This is a genomic window from Pontibacter populi, assembly GCF_019336435.1.
GTDB lineage: Bacteria > Bacteroidota > Bacteroidia > Cytophagales > Hymenobacteraceae > Pontibacter > Pontibacter humidus.
Genome location: NZ_JAHWXQ010000002.1, coordinates 985,156 through 1,009,202, shown reverse-complemented (window position 1 = coordinate 1,009,202; position 24,047 = coordinate 985,156). Strand labels below are relative to the sequence as shown.

The window sequence follows — 24,047 nt, the reverse complement described above, 5'->3', positions numbered from 1 at the left end:
GAAGTTAAACCAACTATAGTTTCTGCAAAAATGCCATCGTGTCCACGCCATCGGCATAATCCCAGACCATCGGGCACTGTGCCTGGCCAAACGGTATACTGCCTTCCAGCCAGCCGTGTGCTGAAACTATAACCTGTGTTTTCTCTTTGATCGCATCGAGTTTTTCACGCAGGTCTGTCAGCGAACTGAACGTTTCATAGAAGAGCACCGAAATAGGAGAGACCATATTCGTGCTTGGCTGCACCAGCATAAAACCGTTATCGAAGTGCGGCTCGCGGTTTACCAGCAGTATCGATTTGTTATAGTCATAGTTGTTCTGGTATTTATGATGATCCAGAATTTTACTTCTGGATTCGTTCGCTTCAAAGAATTTATCGAAGGTATAACCTTCCGGCACAAACACTTTAGACACGTTACGGCAACCCAAACCATAGTACCGGAAAAAATCTTCGCCTAAGGCTTCCAGGTCGTCAGCTTCTTCGTGACCGGTAAGTACGCCAATGCTTGTGCGGTTCTTACGGATAATGTGCGGTCGCTTGGCAAAATAATACTCGAAGTAGCGGGCGGTGTTGTCAGAGCCGGTAGCGATAATGGCATCTGCATCTTTCAGCATCTCTACAAACTCGAACTGGTTGGCAAAAGCAGGCTCTATCCCTACCAGCATATCGGCCAAGCGGCGCATCAGGGGCTGGTCATCAGTGCTTAGCTTAGCCAGCAGGTAATGCCCGCTCATCAACACCGACAGAAAATCGTGGAAACCCACCATCGGAATGTTGCCGGCCATCACCACACCAACTTTTTTAGGTGTAACCTGTTTAAGATGATAAGGGTAAAGCCATTCGCGGAGGTATTGTTCCTCCAGCATCTGCGTTATGCCATTGAGGGCACAGGATACGTTTTCTTCATCAAACCACGGGTTACGCGACTGCGCTATGCGCGCCCATACCTGTCGGTCTTCCGGAGTCAGGCTTTTTAGCTGCCTGCCCAGTTCCACAAAAGCTTCAATCCTGTTCTCTAATGTCATGGCGTATATGGTATGGCTTTAATTTTTATTTGAAAAGGCGTTTATTGTTCCTAATTTTGCGGCTTAGAAACACGACATACAAAAGTATAAAAAATATACAGGAGATACGATTATGGCTATAATGATAACCGATGAATGTATAAACTGCGGAGCCTGCGAACCAGAGTGCCCTAACACTGCTATATACGAAGGCGGTGCCGAGTGGACCTGGGGTGGCGGTACTGCCCTGAAAGAAGTGGAGATCGACGGCGGCGAAGTTATTGCCGGCGATGCAGCTCAGCCACCGATTTCAGATGAGTTTTACTACATCGTTTCTGATAAATGCACCGAGTGCATGGGCTTCCATGAGGAGCCGCAGTGCGCTGCAGTTTGCCCGGTAGACTGCTGCGTTGACGACCCGGATTACCGTGAAACCGAAGAAGAACTGCTTGCTAAAAAAGCCTGGTTACACCAGGAAGCGTAAGCATAAACTATATATTTATAGAGAAACCTGCCTTACAAGGGCAGGTTTTTTTATTTACTTTTGACTACAAACTGAAGCTAACTATGGAAGGCCAGATACATACTGATAAGACTTTTGAGAAAGTAGTTTACCCGAACAAGGACGTAAAGAACCGCGAATTTGAGAATTGTACGTTTAAGAACTGCGACTTCTCGGGGAGTAACTTTGCCGGCACCCGCTTCACTGACTGTACATTTATTGGTTGTAACCTGGCCATGCTAAAACTTGGGCATGCAACTATAAGCAATGTGGTCTTCAAAGAATGTAAACTTACAGGCATCAACTTCAGCGAGTGTGAAGATTTCCTGTTTACCGTTTATTTCGAGAATTGCCTGCTGGATTATGCTTCGTTTGCCAAAAGGAAAATGGCTAAAACCAAATTCATCAAGTGCTCCCTGAAAGGCGTAGATTTTTCGAATGCCAACCTTACAAGTGCTCTGTTTGATAATACAGATATGGAACGAGCCGTTTTCAACTATACCAACCTAACTGGTGCAGACCTGTCTTCCGCTTATAGTTTTGACATTGACCCGGAGATCAATACCATCAAAAAAGCGAAGTTCTCGCAGTATGGTTTACAGGGGTTGCTGATGAAGTATAGTTTGCAGATAGTTTAGAAGGGATTAAGACTTTAAATTCTTGTCATTCTGTAAAGGAACTTGGTGGAAGGGAGGTTAAGCTTTCGCTACAAGCCCACAAGATCCTTTCAGGATGACAAAAAGTAAAATAGCTCTCTCGTATTTAGAAAGAACTAGAATACTATTAATCCTGATTCAGGTAAAGAACAACCAACAATCAGCCATCAACAATCAACAATTAAAGCTAAATTCCCTATTTTTGCCTTTTAGCGCTTTAAGCAGCCAAAACAAGTATACGATGTCGATAGCAAAGAAATATAGTCCCAAAGAAGTAGAAGAAAAGTGGTACAGCAGCTGGATGGAGCGTGGCTTCTTCCGCTCTACACCTAACCCTAAAAAAGAGCCTTATACCATTGTAATTCCGCCGCCAAACGTAACGGGCGTGTTGCACATGGGGCATATGCTCAACAATACCATTCAGGATGTTCTTATTCGTCGTGCGCGTATGCAGGGCAAAGAGGCTTGCTGGGTACCGGGCACCGACCACGCTTCTATTGCTACCGAAGCCAAAGTAGTGGCCATGCTGAAAGAGCGCGGCATCGAGAAAAAAGACCTTACCCGCGAAGAGTTCCTGACCTATGCTTGGGAATGGAAAGAGAAGTATGGCGGCATTATCCTGGAGCAGCTTAAAAAGTTAGGTGCTTCCTGCGATTGGGACCGTACCCGTTTCACGATGGAAGAAGACCTTTCGGCTGCCGTTATCGAAGTGTTTGTGGACCTGTACCGTAAAGGCCAGATCTACCGCGGGGTGCGCATGGTTAACTGGGACCCGCAAGGCAAAACAGCTCTTTCGGATGAAGAAGTCATTCCTAAAGAAACCATGGCGAAAATGTACCACCTGAAATACGAAGTGGTATCTGACAACGCCGAGAAAACATACATTACCGTAGCAACTTCGCGCCCTGAAACCATTATGGCCGACGTGGCTGTAGCCGTTAACCCGAACGACGAGCGCTACACGCATTTGCACGGCAAATCAGTACGTATTCCGTTGCTGGGTAAAGAGATCCCGGTTATAGTTGATGAGTACGTAAGTATAGAGTTTGGTACTGGTGCGCTAAAAGTAACCCCTGCTCACGACCTGAATGACTACGAACTGGGCCAGAAGCATAACCTGCCAACGATAGATATCCTGAACGATGATGGCTCGCTGAACGAAAAGGCGCAACTATACATTGGCCAGGATCGATTTGCTGCCCGCCGTAACATTGTAAAAGACCTGCAGGAAGCGGAGCTTCTTGTAAAGATAGATGAATACCCAAGCGTACTGCAGACATCTGAGCGTACGGGTGCTGTAATTGAGCCGCGTTTGTCGATGCAGTGGTGGTGCAAAATGGATAAGATGGCCAAGCCTGCCCTTGAGTCTGTAATGGAAGACCAGATCCGCCTGCATCCGCCTAAGTTTAAGAACATGTACCGCTCGTGGATGGAGAACGTGCGCGACTGGTGCGTTTCCCGCCAGTTATGGTGGGGCCAGCAGATTCCGGCGTATTACCTGCCGGATGGCTCTTTTGTAGTAGCAACTACTGCCGAAGAAGCACTGGAACTCGCCCGCAAGCAAAGCGGAAACACTGAACTGCAACTAACTGACCTGCGCCAGGACGAAGACGTACTGGATACCTGGTTCTCATCATGGTTATGGCCGATCTCTGTGTTTGATGGCTTTAAAGACCCTGATAACAAGGATATACTTTACTATTACCCGACCAACGACCTGGTAACTGCTCCTGAGATCCTGTTCTTCTGGGTAGCACGTATGATTATGGCTGGTTTTGAGTTCCGTAACGAAATGCCGTTCCGTAATGTGTACCTGACTGGTATCGTGCGTGATGCGCAGGGTCGTAAAATGTCTAAATCGCTGGGTAACTCACCTGATCCGCTGGACCTGATCGAGCAATATGGCGCGGATGGTGTGCGTGCCGGTATGTTGTTCAGCTCACCGGCTGGTAACGACTTGCTGTTTGATGAGAAACTGGTAGAGCAGGGCCGTAACTTCAGCAACAAGATATGGAATGCCTTCAGGTTGATAAAAGGATGGGAAGTAGACGAAAGCCTGCCATGCCCGAACGAAACAGCCATTAAGTGGTTTGAGTCGCGCTTTAACGAAGCCTTTGCCCAGATCGAAGACCATTTCGAGAAGTTCCGTATTTCGGATGCCTTGCTTGCGGTTTACAAACTGGTATGGGATGATTTCTGCTCGAATTACCTGGAGATGATCAAACCGGCGTACCAGCAGCCAATTGATAAACAAACAATTGATGCTACGGTTGGCTTTCTGGAAAGAGTACTGAAGGTGCTTCATCCGTTTATGCCGTTCATCACAGAAGAGATCTGGCACGACCTGAAAGAACGCAAAGAAAAGGAATACCTGATCGTGTCTGCATGGCCTAAGAAGGATACGTTCGATAAGATTTTGAATGCCCGTATGGACAGCGTACTGAAAGTAGTGGCTGCCATCCGTAACATACGTAACTCGAAGAATATCCCGCAAACCAAGTCACTTGACCTGTCTATTAAGGTTATGAATCAGGATGGATACGATCCTTTCCTGAGCATTATTCGCAAGCTGGCTAACATCAGTGAGATCAACTTTGTGCAGGAGAATGTAGAAGGCGCTATCAGCTTCGTAGAAGCTGGTGATGAGTTCTTTATTCCGATGGAAGGTAACATTGATGTAGCAGCAGAGCGTGAACGTCTGCAGAAGGAGCTGGAGTATACAAAAGGCTTCCTGATGTCGGTAAGTAAAAAGCTGAGTAATGAACGTTTTGTGAGCGGTGCCCCTGAGTCGGTTATTGCCAACGAGCGTAAGAAAATGGCGGATGCCGAAGCGAAGATCAATGCTATAGAGCAGAGTTTAGCTTCGCTTTAAACTATAGCTTAACTATAAAACAGCAGCGGCCGCTTTCTTTGGAGAGTGGCCGCTGCTGTTTTATAGTTAGTTTGTACTGGCTGTTGTTACTGTTTTAGGAGCCTTTTTGGCCGTCTTGGCATAACTTCTTTCCAGTTCGATGAAGATGGCATCCAGGTGCTTTTCAAATTTTTTGGAATGGCGCAAGCGTTGTCTCTCGTCGCTGCCAAACATACCACCGCTTGTATACACTCTATTCATCATTCCCATGGTGGGGTGCGCAATGTCTCTGCTAAGCGCAAGTGTAGTAAAGGTTTGGTTGGTCGGGAAGTAGTAGAAAAACGCATAAAACGGCAATCCAGCAGTAACCATAGCGGCAGGCACGCCTATTAGTCCGATAGTACTCACTGCTACCCCTGCTGCCCGTTGTTTAGAGGTGGTATAGGATACATCTTCTACCTTGATTTGGATAGAGCCCTCATCCTGGCAATCAGTAAGCTTAAAAGGGTGTTTTTGAGTATTATAATTTTGGATATAGGTATCGAGACTGGTCTCAAACTGCGCTTTAAACTCAGGGGCAACACTGTCTGCAAATACCAGGCATACGCCCAGCTGATCTATGCGTTTTCCTTCCTGTAAAGAAAGCTGCGGGGTAGTACACCGGGTAAAAATTAAAAGGCAAATAGCTGCTACTACGTGCCAGCGCAGCACGCATAAGTTGTTGTAAATGTGTTTCATAAAGTAAAGGGTTGGAATTAAAGGAGGTAATATAATAACTTACCGGTAGTTTAGAAAATGCCAGACCAGCTTTATATTTTACAGTTTCTGTAAAGCAGCTAAAACGGCGCTCAATTCATCTTCTACCTTCGGAAGTATATCACTTAATCCTTCCTTTTTTGCGGGGTAATTTATCAGCACCTGGCGGTTACCAATTCTATATTCTAACAGCCCCTGTTCAGCTTCGGTCATATAATAAAATCGAAGCGGATCAGCGGATGTGGAAACGGCATAAGTACGAAAGGTAAACTTGTTTTGGATTTGATGCTGGGTAGGAGCACGGTTTTCAAGGTAACGCTGCGTAACGACGGTATCTAAGGCTATAGTTGTCTCGATCTGGTAAAGCGATGTAATATCACTTTCCTTAAACGTCCAGACATGAATTGTATGGTTTCCTTGTGAGCTTTGGCTATACTTGCTGTTACTCAGATCTATAGTTGCTGCGACGCCAAACAACTGCAAATCCTGAACTATAGTTTGAACAGATGGAGAAGCTGATGTATTATCACTGATGAAGACAGGGGTGCTGGCAAGTTTTCCCAGATCCTTTTCCAGATCCTGTCTTAAAGTAAAGCTACCAACCTGAGTCTGTAGTAGTAGCAAAAGAAAAGGAAGTATAGTTTGTATAAGCAGCATTGGCATCGGTTTTATGGTTTATACTTCCTTCTCCAAATTTCGTGCTGAACTATAGTTTCGAATTATCTACCGCCGTCCAGTTGATGGTGCCGTTGTTAACTGTGTACTTCAGCAGCAAGTACCCGCCGTTATGACCATCTTCATAATAAGCAAGTGCATAGCGATCATTAAGGATGCGGCTATCGCGGATGGTCATGGTGCCGCCCATCGTTCCCTTATCTGGTATAAGCTGATTTTGTTTGCGGTTCAGGTCGTTCATCAGGTCGGTTTCAGGAGATTTCAGACCCTTACGTTGTAATTTCTGCACATCGCTTTGGCTCAGGCTACCCAGCTCATCCACAAATGCTGCGCCACCCGGGGGCACTAGTTCCATCGTATCAGGTGGAAGCACCATTTCTTTCAGGGAATCTGTTTCAGCTTGTTCGTGCTCTAATTTGGAATCAATCTTAGCCACCTGCTTATCAGCTATAGTTTGTCTGCTTTCGGCTTCGTTTTTCTGCCAGTAAAAATATACTGCCAGAAACAGGAAAATGGCAGCCAGTATCCAGGGTAATATGTTTCTCATAGTTGTATAGTTTGCTAATATATCACTGCTCTAATATACTATATCAGTTTATATAATGTATAGCGTTAGGAGCTTAATCTATACGTAATGTTGGACCGACCACCTGCATCTCGTTATCTGCAAATATCTTCGCGATCAAATCCGGAGAAGGTTCTTCCGTAAGGCCAGCCATCGTTACAAAAAAGTTTTCGAGCTTTCCGGCAGGCTGCACAGTCACAGTCATACTTCCGGTTTCACTTAGCTGTGTCCAGGCATGAGGTACTTTTCGGGGCAGGAAAATAGTATCGCCAGCTTTCAGCCTGTATTTATCAGAACCTACCTGGAAATAATATTCTCCTTTCAGCACATAAAAAATTTCGTCCTGGGTAAGATGGATGTGCATAGGTGTACCTCTGTTTGGAGATAAACTGGTTTGCTCAAAAATAGCCAGTGCGCCGTTTGTGTCTCTACCCGATACTTTAACATCTAAAACATTGGCGTTAACTCCTTTCAGTTTCAGGTGCCCATGATACCTGCTTTCGCCGGTATTTACTTTAAAACCTTTACCATTACCGGAAAAGCCTATACCCATTTTAGCAAACGAAGCCATTGGAACCGAAGCCAGTAGAAGAAAAATAAAGTTGCCTCTTTTCATAAGTGATAAGTATATAGATAAGCCTTTATAAAACAGGATATAACTTCCTTCTTTACGCAAAATCACTGATACAGAAGTAACTATAAAAAGAAAGCCCGCTCCATCACTGAAGCAGGCTTTATACTTTCTGATCTTATACTTAGATCGACTGGTTCACATCAAACTGCTCCAGGTAATCAGCTACGCGGCGCACGAACATGCCACCCAGCGAGCCATCAACCACACGGTGGTCGTAAGAATGCGATAGGAACATGAAATGACGGATACCGATCAGGTCACCTTCCGGAGTCTCGATAACAGCCGGCTTCTTTTTGATAGCACCAACCGCCATAATGGCTACCTGCGGCTGCATGATAATAGGCGTTCCCATCACGTTACCGAAAGAGCCTACGTTTGAAACCGTGTATGTACCACCAGCCAAATCATCTGGCGTAAGTTTATTGATACGGCCACGGTTAGCAAGATCGTTTACCTTCTTGGTCAGTCCGTTCAGGTTCAGCTGGTCAGCGTTCTTAATGTTCGGAACGATAAGGTTACCACTTGGCAACGCTACAGCCATACCTATGTTGATGTCTTTGTGACGGATAATGGTACCACCATCCACAGACACGTTGATCATCGGGAAATCTTTGATCGCCTTTGCAATCGCGTCGATGAAGATAGGAGTGAAGGTTAAATTCTCGCCTTCGCGTTTCTTGTATACATCCTTCCACTTGTTTCTCCAGTTCACGATGTTGGTTACATCAGCTTCTACAAACGAAGTAACGTGCGGCGAAATACGCTTGCTATCCACCATGCGGTCCGCGATCATCTTACGCATGCGGTCCATCTCGATCATCTCGACATTACCACCATACGATGCAGCCGGTTTAACCTGTGGGGCAGCAGCCTGCGGTTGTGCAACAGGAGCAGGGGCAGCGGCCGGAGCAGGAGCCTGAGTTTGTGGCTGAGCCTGCGCTTGCGGAGCAGCAGCTTGTGCCGGAGCGCCCGTGCGGCTTTCCAGGTAAGCCATGATATCTTTTTTAGACACACGACCCTCTTTACCGGTACCTGGCACATATTCCAGTTCCTGCATCGAAATACCTTCTTCGCGGGCAATGTTCAGTACCAGCGGAGAGTAGAAACGACCGGAAGCAGGCTGATCCAGTTTAGCAACCGAAGAGCCAGTGGTAGCTGCAGCTTCTTGTGCAGGAGCAGCTTGTGGTGCAGCAGCGGGAGCTTCAGCAGCAGCCGGGGCAGCAGGAGCTGCAGTGTCTTCGCCGTCTGTAGAAATGATAGCAATAGGAGCGCCAACAGCTACTACGTCGCCTTCCTGTACCAGTATTTCTTTAAGAATACCACCCTGAATAGCAGGTACTTCTGTATCTACTTTATCAGTAGCAACTTCCAGCACCGATTCATCCTGCTCTATGGTATCACCCACATTTTTGAGCCATTTAAGAACGGTACCTTCCATGATACTCTCGCCCATTTTGGGCATAACCATTTCTACAAGTGCCATATTTTATAGTTGATTTTCTATGATATCAGGTAGCAGATAACAGATTTCAGACTGAATTAAAGACCCGGAACAACATTACTTATCCAAGAGTCTATTATCTAACATCTATATACTACATGTCTAATTTTGAAACAAAGTTAAGGATTTTAGCCTATTCATCAACGGTTGTAGCCAAACTTTGCCGGATAAGGTTTAAAGCAACCAGTGCGGTATATTCGATGTTGAGCAGGCGGTTTTTATTATAGTTCAGTTGCTTTGCTATTGTTTTATGTTCATCAGCATACGCTATCCAGATCGTACCCACAGGTTTGTCAGGAGTTCCGCCATCGGGGCCGGCTATACCGCTTGTTGCCACTCCTATAGTTGTGTTAAATTTTTTGCGCACATTTTCGGCCATCTCCTGCACAACGGCTTCACTTACGGCACCATGCTGCTGCAGGGTTTCAGGATTTACATTCAGTTCACGAATTTTTACATCATTATGGTAGGCAACTATACTTCCCATAAAATAAGCCGAACTACCCGGTATGCTGGTGAACTTGTGCGCCAGGTAGCCGCCCGTGCAGCTTTCGGCGGTAGCTATAGTTAGCTGCTGCGCTTTCAGCAGATTCCCAACAGCTTCTTCCAGGCTCACTTCGCCATAAGCAAAAATATATTTTGGGATGATCTGGGATAGTTTCTCTACTTTTGACTGTAGTTCCTGATCCAGTACAGTTGCATCGTCACCGGCTCCGGTCAGGCGCAGGCGTACACCGGCTAAGTATGGCAGGTAAGCAAGTTTTATATGCGATGGCAAAGCCAGTTCCCATGCTTCCAGCCTATCGGCAAGTATAGATTCGGCTATGCCTATAGTTTGTATTACCTTATGGATGATCTCCGGCGTTTTGAAATGGGCTTTCAGTTTTGGCAGCACAATGTCCGTCATCATGCGCTTCATCTCAAACGGCACGCCCGGCATCGATACATATACTTTGCCATCCTGCTCAAACCACATGCCCGGCGCGGTGCCAAGCGCATTGCGTACCGGCGTGCAGCTCTCCGGTAAAAAAGCCTGTTGCCGGTTCAGTTCCGTAACTTCAATGCCCCGTTTTTCAAAAATAGCTGCAATATCGGCAAGTGAGGGTTCGTGTAATTTAAGGGTTGTATGGAAGTAGGCTGTCAGAACATCTTTTGTCAGGTCGTCTTTGGTTGGGCCTAATCCGCCGGTTATCAGAATAATATCAGCGCGCGTCCTGGCATCATCCAAAGCGGCAATTATATGTGCTGCGCTGTCAGAAATAGAGGTAATCTGCTTTACTTTTATACCTAACTTCGTGAGTTCCGTACCCATCCAGGCAGAATTGGTATCGACGATTTGGCCGTATAGTATTTCGTCGCCGATGGTGATGATCTCTGCGTTTACCGCTTCCATAGTTTTTGGTCTGATTTGTGCGTTGGGTTTTAAAACCACGTTAAGTTAAAGATGTTATAACGATATGAAAAAATTACTTTACACTTCTTTTATTGCACTGGCCATAGGTGCCAGCGCATGTACGGCAGCGCAAGTGCAGCAAACTGTTGATGGCGTTTTAGCCGGTACAACCACTAGTGCGCCTGTTACCCAATCAGAGGTTGCATCCGGTTTACGACAGGCGCTGGAAGTAGGTATTAAAAACGGAGCCGGGAAGGCTTCTCAAACAGATGGCTACTATAAAAACTCACTGATCCGCATTCCTTTTCCGCCGGAAGTGCAACGTGTTGAGAATACCTTACGCAAAATTGGCCTTGGCAGCGAAGTAGACCGCTTTGTAATGACCCTGAACCGCGGAGCCGAAGATGCCGCTAAAAGTGCCGTTCCGATATTTGTAAGCGCTATTAAGCAAATGACGATACAGGACGCCTGGGGTATTCTGAAAGGAGACAAAGATGCCGCTACCCAATACCTGAAGCGCACGACATCCACGCAGCTAACCAATGCCTTTAAACCGGTTATACAGCAGTCGTTACAAAAAACCAATGCTACAAAATACTATGCAGACCTGGTAAATCAGTATAACCAGATTCCTTTGGTGCAAAAAGTAAACCCGAACCTGGACGAATATGCTACCCAGAAAGCCATTGATGGTCTGTTCCTATTGGTTGCCGACGAAGAATTGAAGATCCGCGAAAACCCGATTGCCCGTACCACAGAACTGCTTCGCCGCGTTTTCTCAAAAGAGAATCAATCGTAACTATAAGTAATACTAACTATAGTTTCGTAAGCCCGCTTTGCCCTTTGGTAGAGCGGGCTTATTTTTTAAAACATAAACCCTTTTAAGTTAGTACAATACAGCAAATTTATAGTTACCGCCATGCCCCAAACGCTACCAGACTATGGAGAACAAACAGATCGCATATATTCCGCTTACCAAAGACAAAGACCTTGATAAACTGATTGATGAAGTAGGCAATGCACGCATCGTAATGCTGGGCGAAGCATCGCATGGTACTTCCGAATACTATACCTGGCGCACTGCCATTTCCAAAAGATTAATTCAGGAGAAAGGTTTCCAGTTTATAGCGGTGGAAGGCGACTGGCCGGAGTGTTATGCGGTGAACCGGTTTGTGAAAGGATATCAGAACTCAGGTAGTAAGATTGCCGATGTGCTACAGGTTTTTAGAAGATGGCCAACCTGGATGTGGGCAAACTGGGAAGTAGCGGCACTGATGGAATGGATCCGGGATGTTAACCACCTGCGCAAAGCCGAGCAGAAAGTAGGGTTTTACGGGCTGGATGTGTATAGTTTGTGGGAGTCGCTGGAGCAGGTGCTGAAGTACCTGGAAAAGAACGACGGACAAGCGGTAGAAGCAGCGCGCTCTGCCATGAATTGTTTCGAGCCCTTCAACCGCGACCCGCAGGAATATGCCCGGGCAACCGCATTTGTGCGCACTGATTGTGAAGCCGAAGTGATCGGTATGCTGCAGCGCATTATCAAATCGCCGATACATACCGGAGACAGGGAACACGACTTTAACACCCGCCAAAACGCAATGGTGGCTGTTAACGCTGAAAGATACTACAGGGCCATGGTGCAGGGTGGAGCAAAGTCATGGAATGTGCGCGACACACACATGATGGAAACGCTCGACAGGCTGCTGGAACTACACGGACCCGACTCAAAAGCTATAGTTTGGGAACATAATACGCATATTGGCGACGCCCGCGCTACCGATATGGCAGATGATGGTATGTATAATATAGGCCAGCTGGCCCGGGAGAGGTATGGAAAGGAGCAGGTAAAACTTGTTGGCTTCGGAACCTACCAGGGGCACGTGATTGCAAGTAAATCGTGGGGAGCACCAATGCAGAAAATGGAAGTACCACCTGCAAAACCCGAAAGCTGGGAAGACATTTTGCACAGCATAAGCGACGAAAATAAACTAATTCTGAGCAGAGACCTGAAGCACATAGAAGACATAGCACAACGCAGGATAGGCCACAGGGCCATAGGGGTGGTATACGACGCTAAGTTTGAAGCCTACGGAAACTACGTGCCCACTATAATTCCGGAACGCTACGATGCCTTCCTATACTTCGATGAAACTGATGCCGTGCACCCACTTCACATGAAACCCCGCGGAGCGCAGGAACCCGAACTATACCCGTGGAATTATTAAGCTACTTTTCCTGCAAATTTTCAAAGTCCCGGTGTAATACTTCAGCACAGGGACTTTTGCTTTTTAATGCGCCTGCAACTATAATTTATACTTGCTCAATAAGTCCTGAAACCTGTTATTTCGTTACTTCAAACTATAACTTCGCATCAGAATGTTTGAAATGCGCTGTAATTTCTTAATATTTAAGATGAAAAAACGGGTATTAGTACATTGTGAGAAAACATACTTTACTGCTGATCCTTATTCTGTTCTCCTTTTTATCTGTTTCAACCCAGGTAAAAGGAGAAGGAATACCATACATCAGGAATTTTACGCTTAAAGAATACCAGGCTTCGCCGCAAAACTGGGCTGTTGTGCAGGACCATCGCGGGCTCATGTACTTTGGTAATAACTATGGGGTGCTGGAGTTTGACGGTAACCACTGGCGACAGATCGGAATGCCAAACAGGTCTAACGTACATGCGCTCGCTATCAGCAAAGCCGGCAGGGTTTACGTTGGCGGCCAGAACGACTTCGGCTACCTTACACCGGATGCAAAAGGCCTGATGACCTTCGTTTCCCTGAAAAACCTTATAGAAGACAAGCACAGAAGTTTTGCAGATGTATGGAGTATCTACACTATTGATGATAATGTTTATTTCTGTACAGTAGCAGGGGTATACCATTACCGGAATGGCAAAATTAATGTATACAATGCACCCGTCGAGCCTACTGGTTTCCCGTTCTTGGTGCATGGTAAATTACTCATACCTGTTCCGGATAAAGGCATTTATGAGCTGAAGGAGAATAAGCTGGTGTTTATACCCGGCAGCGAAAAAACAGCTCCTTATACTATAGCTTCTATACTTCCGTACCCGGGTGGTAAGGCGCTAGTTATAACCGAGGAGAATGGTATACTTATTTACGATGAGTACACGGGCTTCCAGGCAAGCGACTGGGTCATAAACGATTTCCTTATCAGGAATAAAGTAAATACTGCCACCGTATTATCAGAAGGATACGCGATTGGCACTACCCTGAACGGACTCCTGATCATTGATTCAGAGGGCAATGCTCGCCAGCACATTAACCGTGAACGCGGGTTGCAGAACAGCACCGTACGAAGCATTTATCAGGATCAGAAAGGCAACTTGTGGCTGGCACTAAACAACGGTATCGACTATGTGGAGTCAAATTCACCGTTTACGCTCTACGATACCAGGTCCGGCCTGCCGGGAACGGCTTATACTTCGCTGCTGGATAAAGATCTACTATACCTGGGCACAAGCGACGGCTTATTCTTTAAAACGTTACGGGACCAGGAAAGCCCGCTTAACCCTATGCAGCTCAAACGCATAGAAAACACCGAAGGGCAGGTATACAAACTGCAAAAGATCAACGACAAATTATTGCTGTCGCACCACAACGGCCCGTTCGAGATTGTTGGAAATAAGGCCGTGAAATTATCAAATCACCGGGGCGCCTGGATGTTTATGCAGCTCAAAACGCACCCTGGATACGTAATTTGCGGAACCTACCACGGCCTGCTGCTCTATAAATTTGAAAATGGCAAACTTTTGTTTCAGAGAAAACTAAAAGGGTTTGATGAATCGTCGCGGGTAATGGAAGAAGATGCAGATGGTACTATTTGGGTTGCTCACGGATACAAAGGCTTATATAAATTAAAGCTTGACGAGAACCTACAACAGGTAGAGAATGTGAGCTTTTACAACCAGAAACATGGCTTCCCATCTGATATTAACATAAATGTATTTAAGATAAACGGGAAGCTGATCTTTACCGGCTTACGTGGCATCTATAGTTATAATAAAAGCACTGACCGGTTTGAGCTGTATCCGGAGCTCAACAACCTTTTTGACAGCACCACCCAGGTCAGGAAACTATACGAAGACAAGGAAGGCAATATCTGGTTCTCGGCCGGAAACGAGATGGGCTATATCCGGAAGCACAGCAACGGCAAAAATGAGATCGTAAAAAATGTTTTTAACAGGCTGAATGGGAAACTGGTAGGCGGCTTTGAACACATTGCCTATTACAATAACCAAAATGTGCTGATAGGTATAGATGAGGGCTTTGTGCATTACCGGCCTACTTTTTTACACAGAAACGGCCTGGATGAAAAATTTTATACCCTCATCAGGAAAGTGGAGGCCGGCGTACAATCCACCGACTCGCTTATTTATGGAGGCACTACTTTACCTGATGACGCAAAGTCAGAAGCTGTTGAGCCTGCCCTGGCTTATACTTTAAACTCAGTTAAGTTTACGTTTGGTGCCATTGTATATGATGGCACCGAGAATGTGCAGTACCAGTATTACCTGGATGGGTTTGACCAGGACTGGTCGCCGTGGGTTACAACCCTGCAAAAAGAATACACCAACCTGAGAGAAGGAACTTATACTTTTAAGGTAAGGGCCAAAAACATTTATAACCAGGAAAGTGTGGAAGCAAACTATACTTTTTCTGTTTTGCCTCCGTGGTACAGGTCTTGGTGGGCATTTGTACTTTATGCACTGACCGGTATTGTAGTGCTGCTTTTACTGAGAAAGGTAATTCAGAAACATATACGCAGCACGGAGGCTAAGCTGCAGCAGGTGCAGGAAAAAGCGCTTAAGCTGAAAGAAGCACAACACATGGAAGAAGTGCTGAAAGCTGAAAAAGAGATTATCCGGTTAAACAACGAAAAACTGGAACGTGAGCTCAACCACAAGACCCAAGAACTGACGTCCTCTGCACTGCACGTAATGCAAAACATGGAAGCCGTGTATAAAGTGAAAGGCCAACTGGAGCAAGCCATGGATAAGGTTGCTGATAAAGAAACGCGGCAGCAGCTTAAACGGATCTTGCGTTCGGTGGATGAAGAGATCAAGATCGAGAATAACTGGGAGCAATTTGAGTTTCATTTTAATCAGGTGCATCAGGACTTCCTGAAACGCCTGAGCCACGATTACCCGGACCTGACCCACAAGGATTTGAAAATGTGTGCTTACCTGCGATTGAACCTGTCGAGTAAAGAAATAGCTTCTTTACTAAAGCTATCGTTGAGAGGGGTGGAAACCAGCAGGTACAGGATACGGAAAAAAATGAACCTGGACCAGGAGGCCAGCTTAACGGAATCTATACTTAGATACTAAACTCAGGTAAAACAAAAAGGGATAAGCCGCTACAGCTTATCCCTTTTTTATACTTTGCTAAACGTATACCAGGCTAATTCTTGCCGATTGTGTTACTGCCAGTAAGCGTAAATTTCTTCACCTGATCCCCGATCCTGATCTCAAACTCGCCGGCTTCGGTTATTCTCTTGCCAGTACGGTTTATGTAACTGAGATCATCAGCAGTTAAGGTAAAGGATACGGTTTTGCTTTCACCGGCCTTCAGGTTTATTTTTTCGAAGCGGCGCAGGCGTTTCACATCCGGTGTAATTTCAGAAGCATATAGATCAGAAGTATAAAGATGTACTACTTCCTTTCCTTCGCGCTTGCCTGTGTTTGTCAGCTGTACACTTACATTAATGGGCTCATCCATGTTAAAGCTTTCTTTAGGCAAAGTCAGGTCCGCATACTTAAAAGTAGTATAGCTCAGTCCATGGCCAAATTCGTACTGCGGGTTATAGTCAGCTTCGTAATTATACACGCCTTCTGCTTTACGCTGTTCCGCCGATGGCTTGTGTATAAAAGGAACCAGCGCATTCGGGTAACGCGGGTAGTTGTAAGGCAATTTGCCGGATGGGTTCACATCACCGAATAAAACATCAGCTAAAGCATCACCGCCATAGTTTCCAGGCTGGTAGATCTGCACAATGCCATCCATGTCGCGCTCGAAACGACTGATCACTCGAGGGCGACCTTCGTTCAGTACAAGTATAACCGGCTTACCTGTTTGGGCCAGTTTTCTGGCAAGCTCCGTTTGTAGTTCTGAAATGTAAATGTCGTTTATGTTACCTGGCGTTTCCGTAGAAGTGTTCTCGCCGAGACAAAGTATAATAGCATCTACGTTTTTAGCAGCGGCAACCGCATTATTCATCTTGTCAGCAGATTCTTCGTAATAGAAGCCATCCATTTTGTAGCTCACGCCCGGCACGTACGTTACATTTTCGGCCCCAATTTCTTTCTGCACAGCTTCTAAAATGGTGTTATACTTGCCGGCAAACTCTTCTACTTTTTCGCCTTGCCACGAGTATGTCCAGGCGCCGTTCAGGGTACGCATGCTATTGGCATTCGGGCCGGTTACCAGTACTTTCATACCTTTCTTTAGCGGCAACACATTCTTCTCGTTCTTCAGTAGCGTGATTGATTCTGCAGCCATCTGGTAAGCGGCATCTTCAAACTCCTTGCTGCCAAACTTAGGGTAGTCTTTCGGATTGGTGGTTGGTTTTTCGAACAGGTTCAGCGCATATTTTACGCGTAAGATGCGTCTTACGGCATCATCAATTCGTTCCTGTTTTACCTTTCCTTCTTTCACCAGTTCTACCAGGCCATTACAGAACGGCTCATAGTTGTACGCGATCATCGACATATCAACACCGGCATTTATAGCCAGCATGATAGCATCTTTCATGGTAGGGGCTATTTTGTCACGGGTATGCAGGTATTCAATGTCGCCCCAATCCGTTACAACCAGTCCTTTAAAGCCTAATTCCTCTTTCAGTAATTTGGTCAGGATGTCAGGGTTTGCGTGCACAGGTACCCCGTTTATGATTCCGGAATTGATCATAATGGTATGCGACCCGGCTTCGATGGCTGCTTTAAATGGAGGCAGGTGATACTCACGAAGTGCTGTTTCCGGGATGTATGTTGGCGTTCTGTCTTTACCGGATGATGGCACCTGGTATCCCAAAAAGTGCTTCATACAGGAAGCTACATGCTCCGGATGCCCAATGTCGTTATTATCCCCCTCATAGCCATTGATCAACTCAACACCTAACTCAGATATCAGGTAAGGATCTTCACCAAAGGTCTCGAACTGGCGGGAGAATTGCGGATCCGGTGAAAAGTCCAGCACTGGAGAGAAGTTCCAGGGAATAGAGCTGGCGCGCGTTTCATAGGCCGTAATTTCCGCCCCGCGTCTAACTAGTTCCCGGTTACGACTTGCACCCTGGCCAATCTGTTGCGGAAACATAGTGCCGCCTGCCGTATAAGTAGCTCCATGTATCTGATCCACGCCATAAATAACCGGAATTTTCATGCGGGACTTATTCATTGCCATGTCCTGTATCTGGCTGATGATCTCGAACCATTTTTCAGGAGTTCGTGCGCGGTTATTGGCTGTATTTAAAACAGAGCCTATTTTATAGTCTATCAGTGCTTTGCGCAACTCCACTGTGTCCAGCACCAGTGGCTCGAAACTGGAGAACCTGTTTTCGCCTTTACCTACAACGTCCAGCGTGATCTGTGCCATCTGGCCTACCTTTTCTTCCAGCGTCATTTTACTGATCAGGTCTTCTATCTTCCTGTCTACTTCGGAGGTGGCAGGGGCTGCCTGCTCTGTAGTGGCTGTGTCCTCGCTTGTAGCAGCGGCAGGTTTCTGCGTCTGACAGCCTGAAAGCATGGCATAAGCAAAAACAGCGGCAGTAAGTGTTACATTCTTTAAGTTCATGTAGCGGTTCTTTTGTTCGGTAAATATTTATTCAGCGTTCTTTTCTGGCAGCAGCTTTTCACCATCAGGTGTGGGCTGCATACCTGTTTTCCACTTCCGGTTAGCTTTTATAAAAGAGCAGAAATGATTGGTTTTTCGTAGTGTAAAATTCCTGATCGGGGTTGGTTTAGCTTTGCGGTTTACCATACATATGTGCCTACTGCCCCTCTGTTCAGGCTGGTTGTAACTATGTTTCCGTTGTAACTGATATTAAATGTGCGGCTGTCCTGTCCTTCGTTAAAAACGATCAGTACTTTGTCGCCGTTGGGTGCTTTAAAAGCTACATTCTGTAAGCCAGCAGGTATGTTTGAGCTAACTCTTACCGAGCCCGGCCTTACAAATTTTGAGGCATGCGCTATAGTATAATAAGCCGGGTTACGGGTTACACCACCGTTTATGGTAATTGCCCCTAGGCATTGCGTACAACCGCCTTCGGTATGCGGGTCCTGGTTTTGGTCAGCAGCTAAATTCCATTCCAGTACCGTTTTACACCAGTTTCGGGTAGCTCCTATAGTCAGGTTTTTAGTGTGCCATGCCAGGTCGCCGGCCAGGTTACCGGGTGCGCCTACCCATTGTTCTGTAAAGTATAGATTCTTATCCGGGTGCGCTTTGTGCACCTGGTCCAGGGCATCTATCGTGCCGCCGTACAGGTGAAAGGCAGAGCCGTTAATGTATTTTTTTGCTTCCGGATCGTTCAGTATACTTATTGGATAATCAATGCGGTCGGCATTATGGTCGTAGATGATGATCTTGGTGTCGAGGTTTGCAGCCTTGAATGCCGGCCCAAGACTTTGTTTTATAAAAGCGGCCTGTTCCTGTGCGGGCATCAGTAGGCTGGGGTTGTTGCCTGGGTGCAGTGGCTCGTTCTGTACCGTAATGGCATCTATACGGATACCTTCGGCTGCCATGGCCTGTATGTATTTTACAAAGTACTTCGCATACGCATCGTAGAATTCCGGCTTCAGACTTCCGCCAACAGAACTATTGTTCGTTTTCATCCAGGTAGGAGGGGACCACGGAGAACCCATTAACTTTATTTCCGGATTGATGGCCAGGATCTCTTTCAGAACAGGGATAAGGTCTTTCCGGTCAGGGCCCAGATCAAATTTTGTCATTTCCGGATCGGTCTGGCCGGCCGGCAGGTCGTTATAAGAGAAAACATGGTCTGAGAGATCAGAAGCGCCTATACTTAACCGGAGGTAGCTTACACCTATACTGGTACCTTCTGTAGCAAAAAGCTCTTTTAAAAGCTCAGCCCGGGCAGCAGACGACATTTTGTTCAGGAGCGTTGCACTTCCACCGGTTAGGGTATACCCAAACCCATCTATAGTCTGGTAGGTTTCTGTTGTATCTATTGTTATAGTTGGGTGTTGGTTTGCCGGTGATCCAAATGCCAATGGTTGGTTTTGCAGTTTAAACAGAACAGAAGTGCCGGGGTCTGTAAGCCAGAAAGCGACAGTTTGATATGTTGTATTACCGGGTGTGCCCCCGCTTGTTTCATTCATCTCCTTTTTACAGGATAAAACAAGCGGTACCAGCAACAGTAATATCCAATTTTTAGAGAAGCAGTTTCGCACAGCGTTATAGTTTATTAGTAAACCTATAGTTAGAGCATGGATCTATAAACCTTTTCCTTCTTAAATAGGCTTAGGTCTGTGGCCAGAAGTATAGTTGGGAATGACGTTTATTTTTCAATCATTTTATAGACCCTTACATAGTCTATTTCCATTGTTTGCGGGAAAATATTCGGATCAACTCCCTGGGCGCCTCCCCAGTTACCCCCAACTGCAACGTTTAGCAAAAGGTGAAAGCGTTTATCGAAAGGCCATACTTCAAACCCTTTGCCTTCATTCCTGAATTCAAACACGGGCATATCATCAATATACCCTCTCACAGCAAATGGAGTCCAGTCTACGCGGTAGGTATGGAATGCTGTGCTGGCTGTTTCTATTGCTTTGCTTTGACCTTTTTGTGTGTTCTTACTATGGTTGTAAGCCTCAGTATGCACGGTAATGTGTACTTTGTTCTGATCGTAGCCTACGTGCTCCATAATGTCAATCTCGCCAGATTTTGGCCATCCGCCGTAAGCCCAGTCAGTTGGCAGCATCCAGATAGCGGGCCAGGTTCCCCGGCCTGTCGGTAGCTTCGCTTTTATCTCAACTCTGCCATATAAAAAGTCGCCTTTGTTTTTGGTCACCAGCCTGGCTGAGGTGTATTCTTTGCCTTCTTTGTTTTCTTTTCGGGCTGTTATCTTCAGTGTGCCATCGCTTACAGCAACATTGCTGGCGCTGTTGGTATAATACTGTAGTTCATTGTTTCCCCAACCGGTTCCGCCTATATCGAAGCCCCATTTAGCCGGGTCGGGTTGCCCTGTATTGGTAAACTCATCTGCCCACAACGGGGTAGTTTCAAACTTCCAGTTCAGGTCCTGTGGGACTTTAGGTTGGTATATGTTAGGCTTTGCTTCTTCTGTAGTTGAGCACGACGTCGCCACCATCGAAAGGAAAAGGGAAGTAACTATAAATAGCATTTGTTGAAACTTAGGTCTGAGATAAATAAGCATATTGTTGATATAAGCTGGTAATGGTGCGGTGCTGTTTTTAATGCAGAGTTAGTAAAAGTAAGCCGGGAACAATGCAGGTTCCCGGCTCCACTTTTCACCTTTACTCTAATCTAAAATCATCCAGGAAGAAGATGCCTGGTATAAAATTTCCTTCTCCGCCTGCTTGGATTACAATGCGGTTCAGATCTTTTCTGCCTTTAAATGCCGAGAAATCATAAGTAAGCTCTACCCACTGGTCAAGCTTGTCCACCTGCTGTTTTATCTCTACCTGGTTAACCCATGGCTGTGCCGAGGTACCATCCTGTAGTTTCACCGATACCTGTTGCAACAAGTTTTTGATTGCCCAATCTTCGCCAGCCTGTGTGGTAAAGTCGTTATAGCTTGGTATGAATACTTTCAGCTTGAACACATTGCGCTGGTTCAGGTCGAAGTCATAGTTAAAGTCTGTGAACATGTTGGCAAACTCATACTGCTGGCCTTCCTGTTTTACATACATCGCTACTTTAGCCGATTTGTTGATACCAATAGGAGCAGGGTTGTCATAAGATTCGTTCAGGGTAAGGTTTTCTTTTTTCCAGACTACATTTCCATCTTTATCAAAGGTATCTTCCATGTCTTCCATTTTGTACGGACGCGCCTCTACCGGATGTGTATATCCTTTTGGCACTAAGCGTAACCACCAGCCATTTGCAGCATTTGCACCATCGCCACCTTTCAGGTACAACTCATTCTCAGACAAAGACAGGATCTCGTAACGAGACACACCGGTATAGTAACCCACAAAACCATTGTTAGATAGTTGCAGGTACTTTTTGCCATTCTCTTCTACAATGCTCCATACCATGTTTGTTGGAGGAGTATAAGGTAAAGTATAGTCTGCACCTTGCGCTGTACCGCCCAAGCCAGCAGCGTTAGAGCCGTTTACAAACGTGTTTCCGTTATTCTGATAGGTATAAGAAAACCCATTCAGGTTAAAGGTCATCTCATCGTCATAAAGCCCTTCTGAAGCTTTATCGTTTGGCGGTGCTGACCACCATTCCGGCGTAGCTGCACCTATCGGGCCTACACCCATATGCCCGGCCTTGGTTTTGTCTATAACCCAGGTCTTGCCATCTGCATCAGCTGCTCCGCCGGTCAGCAGGTTATAGTCTTCCCTGTCAAGCATCGAAACATTGGTCTCAGCTATAGTTACCGTCTGCGTGTTAGAAGCATAGCCTCCGCTGGTAAATACTGTAAGCTTAACCGTATAATCACCCTTCACAGGGAAGGAGCCATTTACCTTATCCCCTTCGGCTGTATTTCCGTTACCAAAGTCCCAGATCGCCTTAAAAGTGCCTGGTGTTTCATTGGTAAAGGTTACAATGTTCGGGTTGTCCTGGGTTGGTGCCACAGAGAACTTCACCATTTCAGAACTGGGTGCAGGGGCCAGGCCGCCATCCATTTCCTCGGGGGTACAGGCGGCAACTATACTTGCTGCCAGTGCTATCGCCAGATAGGAGTATACCTTGGATAATAATTTGCTGTATTTCATGATATCTTTCATTTAATAGTAAAATGACCTCCTGTTATTGGTACTCCGGGTTCTGAACAAGCTTGGTATTCGAAAGCTCTTCCTGCGGAATAGGTAACACCTCGTGCTTGCCTGCCACAAAACCCATCGGAGCTAACACGGAAGCAGCTCTGCCGGTACGTACCAGGTCGTCGAAGCGATGGCCTTCTGTTGCCAGTTCCAGTCTTCGTTCTTTATAGATGTTATCAAGGGTAGCGGCAACAGCAGCCAAACCAACGCGGCCGCGAACAGCATTAAGTAAATCAGCAGCTCTGCTCATATCTCCACCGCCCTGTACAAGTGCTTCCGCTTCCATCAGGTACGTATCAGCTAAGCGGATCTCAATGTAATCAACTGCAAAGTTCAGGGCGGGTTCGCCGCCAATGGTTGTAACCCAGGCTGCTCTAGGGGCATACTTCTTTACAAAAAAGCCGGTATCGTCGTAGCTTGGCTCATAAGTAGCATCTTTTATACTTTTAATATCCAGCACAGTGTGTTCGTAGCGCGGGTCTCCTTCCAGTGCAGCTACCAGTTCTACGGTAAGCGGGTTAAAGCCCCAGCCAGCAACATACGTAGGACCGGAATAACCTCTTGGCCCCATCATCTGCACACCAACATTACCTTCAAAGTTCGGCCATCCTTCCCAGCCCATTTTGGCTTGGTTTGTATGCACTATCTCAAAAATAGATTCGCTGTTAAACTTATTGGTAGGGTCGAAAATAGCGCCATAGTTATCTAATAAGCGGTAGCCATACATGCTGGTTGCGCCCGGGGTACCATTAACATCTTTAAACTGATCTGCAGCCTGGTTCCATTTTTTCTGGAACAGGAATACCTTACCAAGTAAAGCTTTTGCAGCACCTTGCGTGGCACGGCCACCCTCAGTTGCAACCGGTACAGTTAGAGGCAGATTCGGAATTGCTTCTGCCAGGTCTTTTTCAATCTGGGCATATACAACATCCGCAGTTACCTGAGTTACATTAAAGATTTCTTCGGTAGCAAGCGGAGCCGTAAATAGCGGTACGTTTCTGAAAAGGCGTACTAATTCAAAGTAGTAATAAGCTCTTAAGAATTTTGCTTCGGCAACATAACGATCTGCAATTGACTGTGCCAGACCAGGCACGCCGGCCTCTACTTTAGATAAGATGATGTTAGTTCTTGAAATACCTCTGAAGTTTCTGTCCCAGTATTCTTCCTGCGGGCCGATGGCTGGGTTTAACGTAAACCTGTTCCAGGCCTGCCAGGTATTCATGTCCGATGGACCACCACCGCCTGCATGTGTATCATCAGAGGCAGCGTTTATAGCGCCAACGTTATGGTACGTATCACCGGCCTGCCAACCAAGCGGGTCATAAGCTGCTACTAAGCCAGTGTAAGCTTCTTCCGGATTTTTATAGTACTCAGATTCCAGGATAATGCCTTCCGGGTCTACATCCAGGAAATCATCATCACAAGAACTCAGAAGGGGTAAAGCCAAGGTGAAGATGGCTGTATATATGAATTTATTTTTCATGATTCTTTCGTTTAGAATTCCGTTCTA

The 24,047-nt window shown here is 46.1% G+C and carries 19 protein-coding genes; 6 read left to right on the top strand and 13 right to left on the bottom strand.

The window, feature by feature from the left end; translation table 11 throughout:
* Window positions 1–13: 13 nt before the first annotated feature.
* Window positions 14–1,024 (bottom strand): acyl-CoA reductase, encoded by a 1,011-nt coding sequence (locus KYK27_RS10825; RefSeq protein WP_199110016.1) that lies wholly within the window; start codon window positions 1,022–1,024, stop codon window positions 14–16.
* A gap of 112 nt (window positions 1,025–1,136) precedes the next feature.
* On the opposite strand from KYK27_RS10825, the gene KYK27_RS10820 reads away from it, so the two are divergent.
* From KYK27_RS10820 to KYK27_RS10810, 3 genes are all read left to right on the top strand, one after another.
* Window positions 1,137–1,487, top strand: coding sequence for a 4Fe-4S dicluster domain-containing protein (locus KYK27_RS10820; RefSeq protein ID WP_162346261.1), 351 nt, complete (start codon window positions 1,137–1,139; stop codon window positions 1,485–1,487).
* Window positions 1,488–1,570: 83 nt separating this feature from the next.
* The gene (locus KYK27_RS10815; protein ID WP_199110015.1) at window positions 1,571–2,143 is read left to right on the top strand and encodes a pentapeptide repeat-containing protein; all 573 of its coding nucleotides are present in this window, start codon (window positions 1,571–1,573) and stop codon (window positions 2,141–2,143) included.
* Between the two features lie 259 nt (window positions 2,144–2,402).
* Window positions 2,403–5,033, top strand: coding sequence for a valine--tRNA ligase (locus KYK27_RS10810; protein WP_199110014.1), 2,631 nt, complete (start codon window positions 2,403–2,405; stop codon window positions 5,031–5,033).
* Between the two features lie 66 nt (window positions 5,034–5,099).
* On the opposite strand, the gene KYK27_RS10805 is transcribed toward KYK27_RS10810, so the two are convergent.
* From KYK27_RS10805 to KYK27_RS10780, 6 genes are all read right to left on the bottom strand, one after another.
* Window positions 5,100–5,750, bottom strand: a complete 651-nt coding sequence (locus KYK27_RS10805) for a hypothetical protein (protein ID WP_199110013.1) — start codon at window positions 5,748–5,750, stop codon at window positions 5,100–5,102.
* A gap of 78 nt (window positions 5,751–5,828) precedes the next feature.
* Window positions 5,829–6,425 (bottom strand): hypothetical protein, encoded by a 597-nt coding sequence (locus KYK27_RS10800; protein ID WP_199110012.1) that lies wholly within the window; start codon window positions 6,423–6,425, stop codon window positions 5,829–5,831.
* A 49-nt stretch (window positions 6,426–6,474) separates the two neighbouring features.
* The gene (locus KYK27_RS10795) at window positions 6,475–6,990 is read right to left on the bottom strand and encodes a hypothetical protein (protein ID WP_199110011.1); all 516 of its coding nucleotides are present in this window, start codon (window positions 6,988–6,990) and stop codon (window positions 6,475–6,477) included.
* A 73-nt stretch (window positions 6,991–7,063) separates the two neighbouring features.
* Window positions 7,064–7,624: a cupin domain-containing protein gene (locus KYK27_RS10790; RefSeq protein ID WP_199110010.1), complete on the bottom strand. Its 561-nt coding sequence runs from the start codon at window positions 7,622–7,624 to the stop codon at window positions 7,064–7,066.
* 139 nt (window positions 7,625–7,763) lie between these two features.
* Window positions 7,764–9,125 carry a dihydrolipoamide acetyltransferase family protein gene (locus tag KYK27_RS10785; protein ID WP_199110009.1) on the bottom strand — a complete coding sequence of 454 codons (1,362 nt, stop codon included), beginning with the start codon at window positions 9,123–9,125 and terminating at the stop codon, window positions 7,764–7,766.
* 151 nt (window positions 9,126–9,276) lie between these two features.
* Window positions 9,277–10,536 (bottom strand): competence/damage-inducible protein A, encoded by a 1,260-nt coding sequence (locus tag KYK27_RS10780; RefSeq protein WP_199110008.1) that lies wholly within the window; start codon window positions 10,534–10,536, stop codon window positions 9,277–9,279.
* Window positions 10,537–10,600: 64 nt separating this feature from the next.
* Here KYK27_RS10780 and KYK27_RS10775 point away from each other — a divergent pair, with 64 nt between their 5' ends.
* From KYK27_RS10775 to KYK27_RS10765, 3 genes are all read left to right on the top strand, one after another.
* Complete coding sequence (locus tag KYK27_RS10775; RefSeq protein WP_199110007.1) at window positions 10,601–11,335, top strand: DUF4197 domain-containing protein; 735 nt, start codon at window positions 10,601–10,603, stop codon at window positions 11,333–11,335.
* A 142-nt stretch (window positions 11,336–11,477) separates the two neighbouring features.
* Window positions 11,478–12,761, top strand: a complete 1,284-nt coding sequence (locus tag KYK27_RS10770) for an erythromycin esterase family protein (RefSeq protein WP_199110006.1) — start codon at window positions 11,478–11,480, stop codon at window positions 12,759–12,761.
* Window positions 12,762–12,973: 212 nt separating this feature from the next.
* Window positions 12,974–15,895: a two-component regulator propeller domain-containing protein gene (locus tag KYK27_RS10765; RefSeq protein ID WP_199110005.1), complete on the top strand. Its 2,922-nt coding sequence runs from the start codon at window positions 12,974–12,976 to the stop codon at window positions 15,893–15,895.
* Window positions 15,896–15,968: 73 nt separating this feature from the next.
* On the opposite strand, the gene KYK27_RS10760 is transcribed toward KYK27_RS10765, so the two are convergent.
* The 6 genes from KYK27_RS10760 to KYK27_RS10735 form a co-directional block, all read right to left on the bottom strand.
* Window positions 15,969–18,356 carry a glycoside hydrolase family 3 N-terminal domain-containing protein gene (locus KYK27_RS10760; RefSeq protein ID WP_233150378.1) on the bottom strand — a complete coding sequence of 796 codons (2,388 nt, stop codon included), beginning with the start codon at window positions 18,354–18,356 and terminating at the stop codon, window positions 15,969–15,971.
* 27 nt (window positions 18,357–18,383) lie between these two features.
* Window positions 18,384–18,542 (bottom strand): hypothetical protein, encoded by a 159-nt coding sequence (locus KYK27_RS10755; RefSeq protein ID WP_199110004.1) that lies wholly within the window; start codon window positions 18,540–18,542, stop codon window positions 18,384–18,386.
* Window positions 18,536–19,900, bottom strand: coding sequence for a glycoside hydrolase family 30 protein (locus tag KYK27_RS10750; RefSeq protein WP_199110003.1), 1,365 nt, complete (start codon window positions 19,898–19,900; stop codon window positions 18,536–18,538). Before KYK27_RS10750 ends, KYK27_RS10755 begins: the two co-directional genes overlap by 7 nt.
* A gap of 179 nt (window positions 19,901–20,079) precedes the next feature.
* Complete coding sequence (locus tag KYK27_RS10745) at window positions 20,080–20,925, bottom strand: family 16 glycosylhydrolase (RefSeq protein WP_233150377.1); 846 nt, start codon at window positions 20,923–20,925, stop codon at window positions 20,080–20,082.
* A 133-nt stretch (window positions 20,926–21,058) separates the two neighbouring features.
* Window positions 21,059–22,501, bottom strand: a complete 1,443-nt coding sequence (locus KYK27_RS10740; protein ID WP_219337361.1) for a PKD domain-containing protein — start codon at window positions 22,499–22,501, stop codon at window positions 21,059–21,061.
* Window positions 22,502–22,523: 22 nt separating this feature from the next.
* Window positions 22,524–24,020 carry a RagB/SusD family nutrient uptake outer membrane protein gene (locus KYK27_RS10735; RefSeq protein ID WP_199110001.1) on the bottom strand — a complete coding sequence of 499 codons (1,497 nt, stop codon included), beginning with the start codon at window positions 24,018–24,020 and terminating at the stop codon, window positions 22,524–22,526.
* Window positions 24,021–24,047 lie beyond the last annotated feature (27 nt).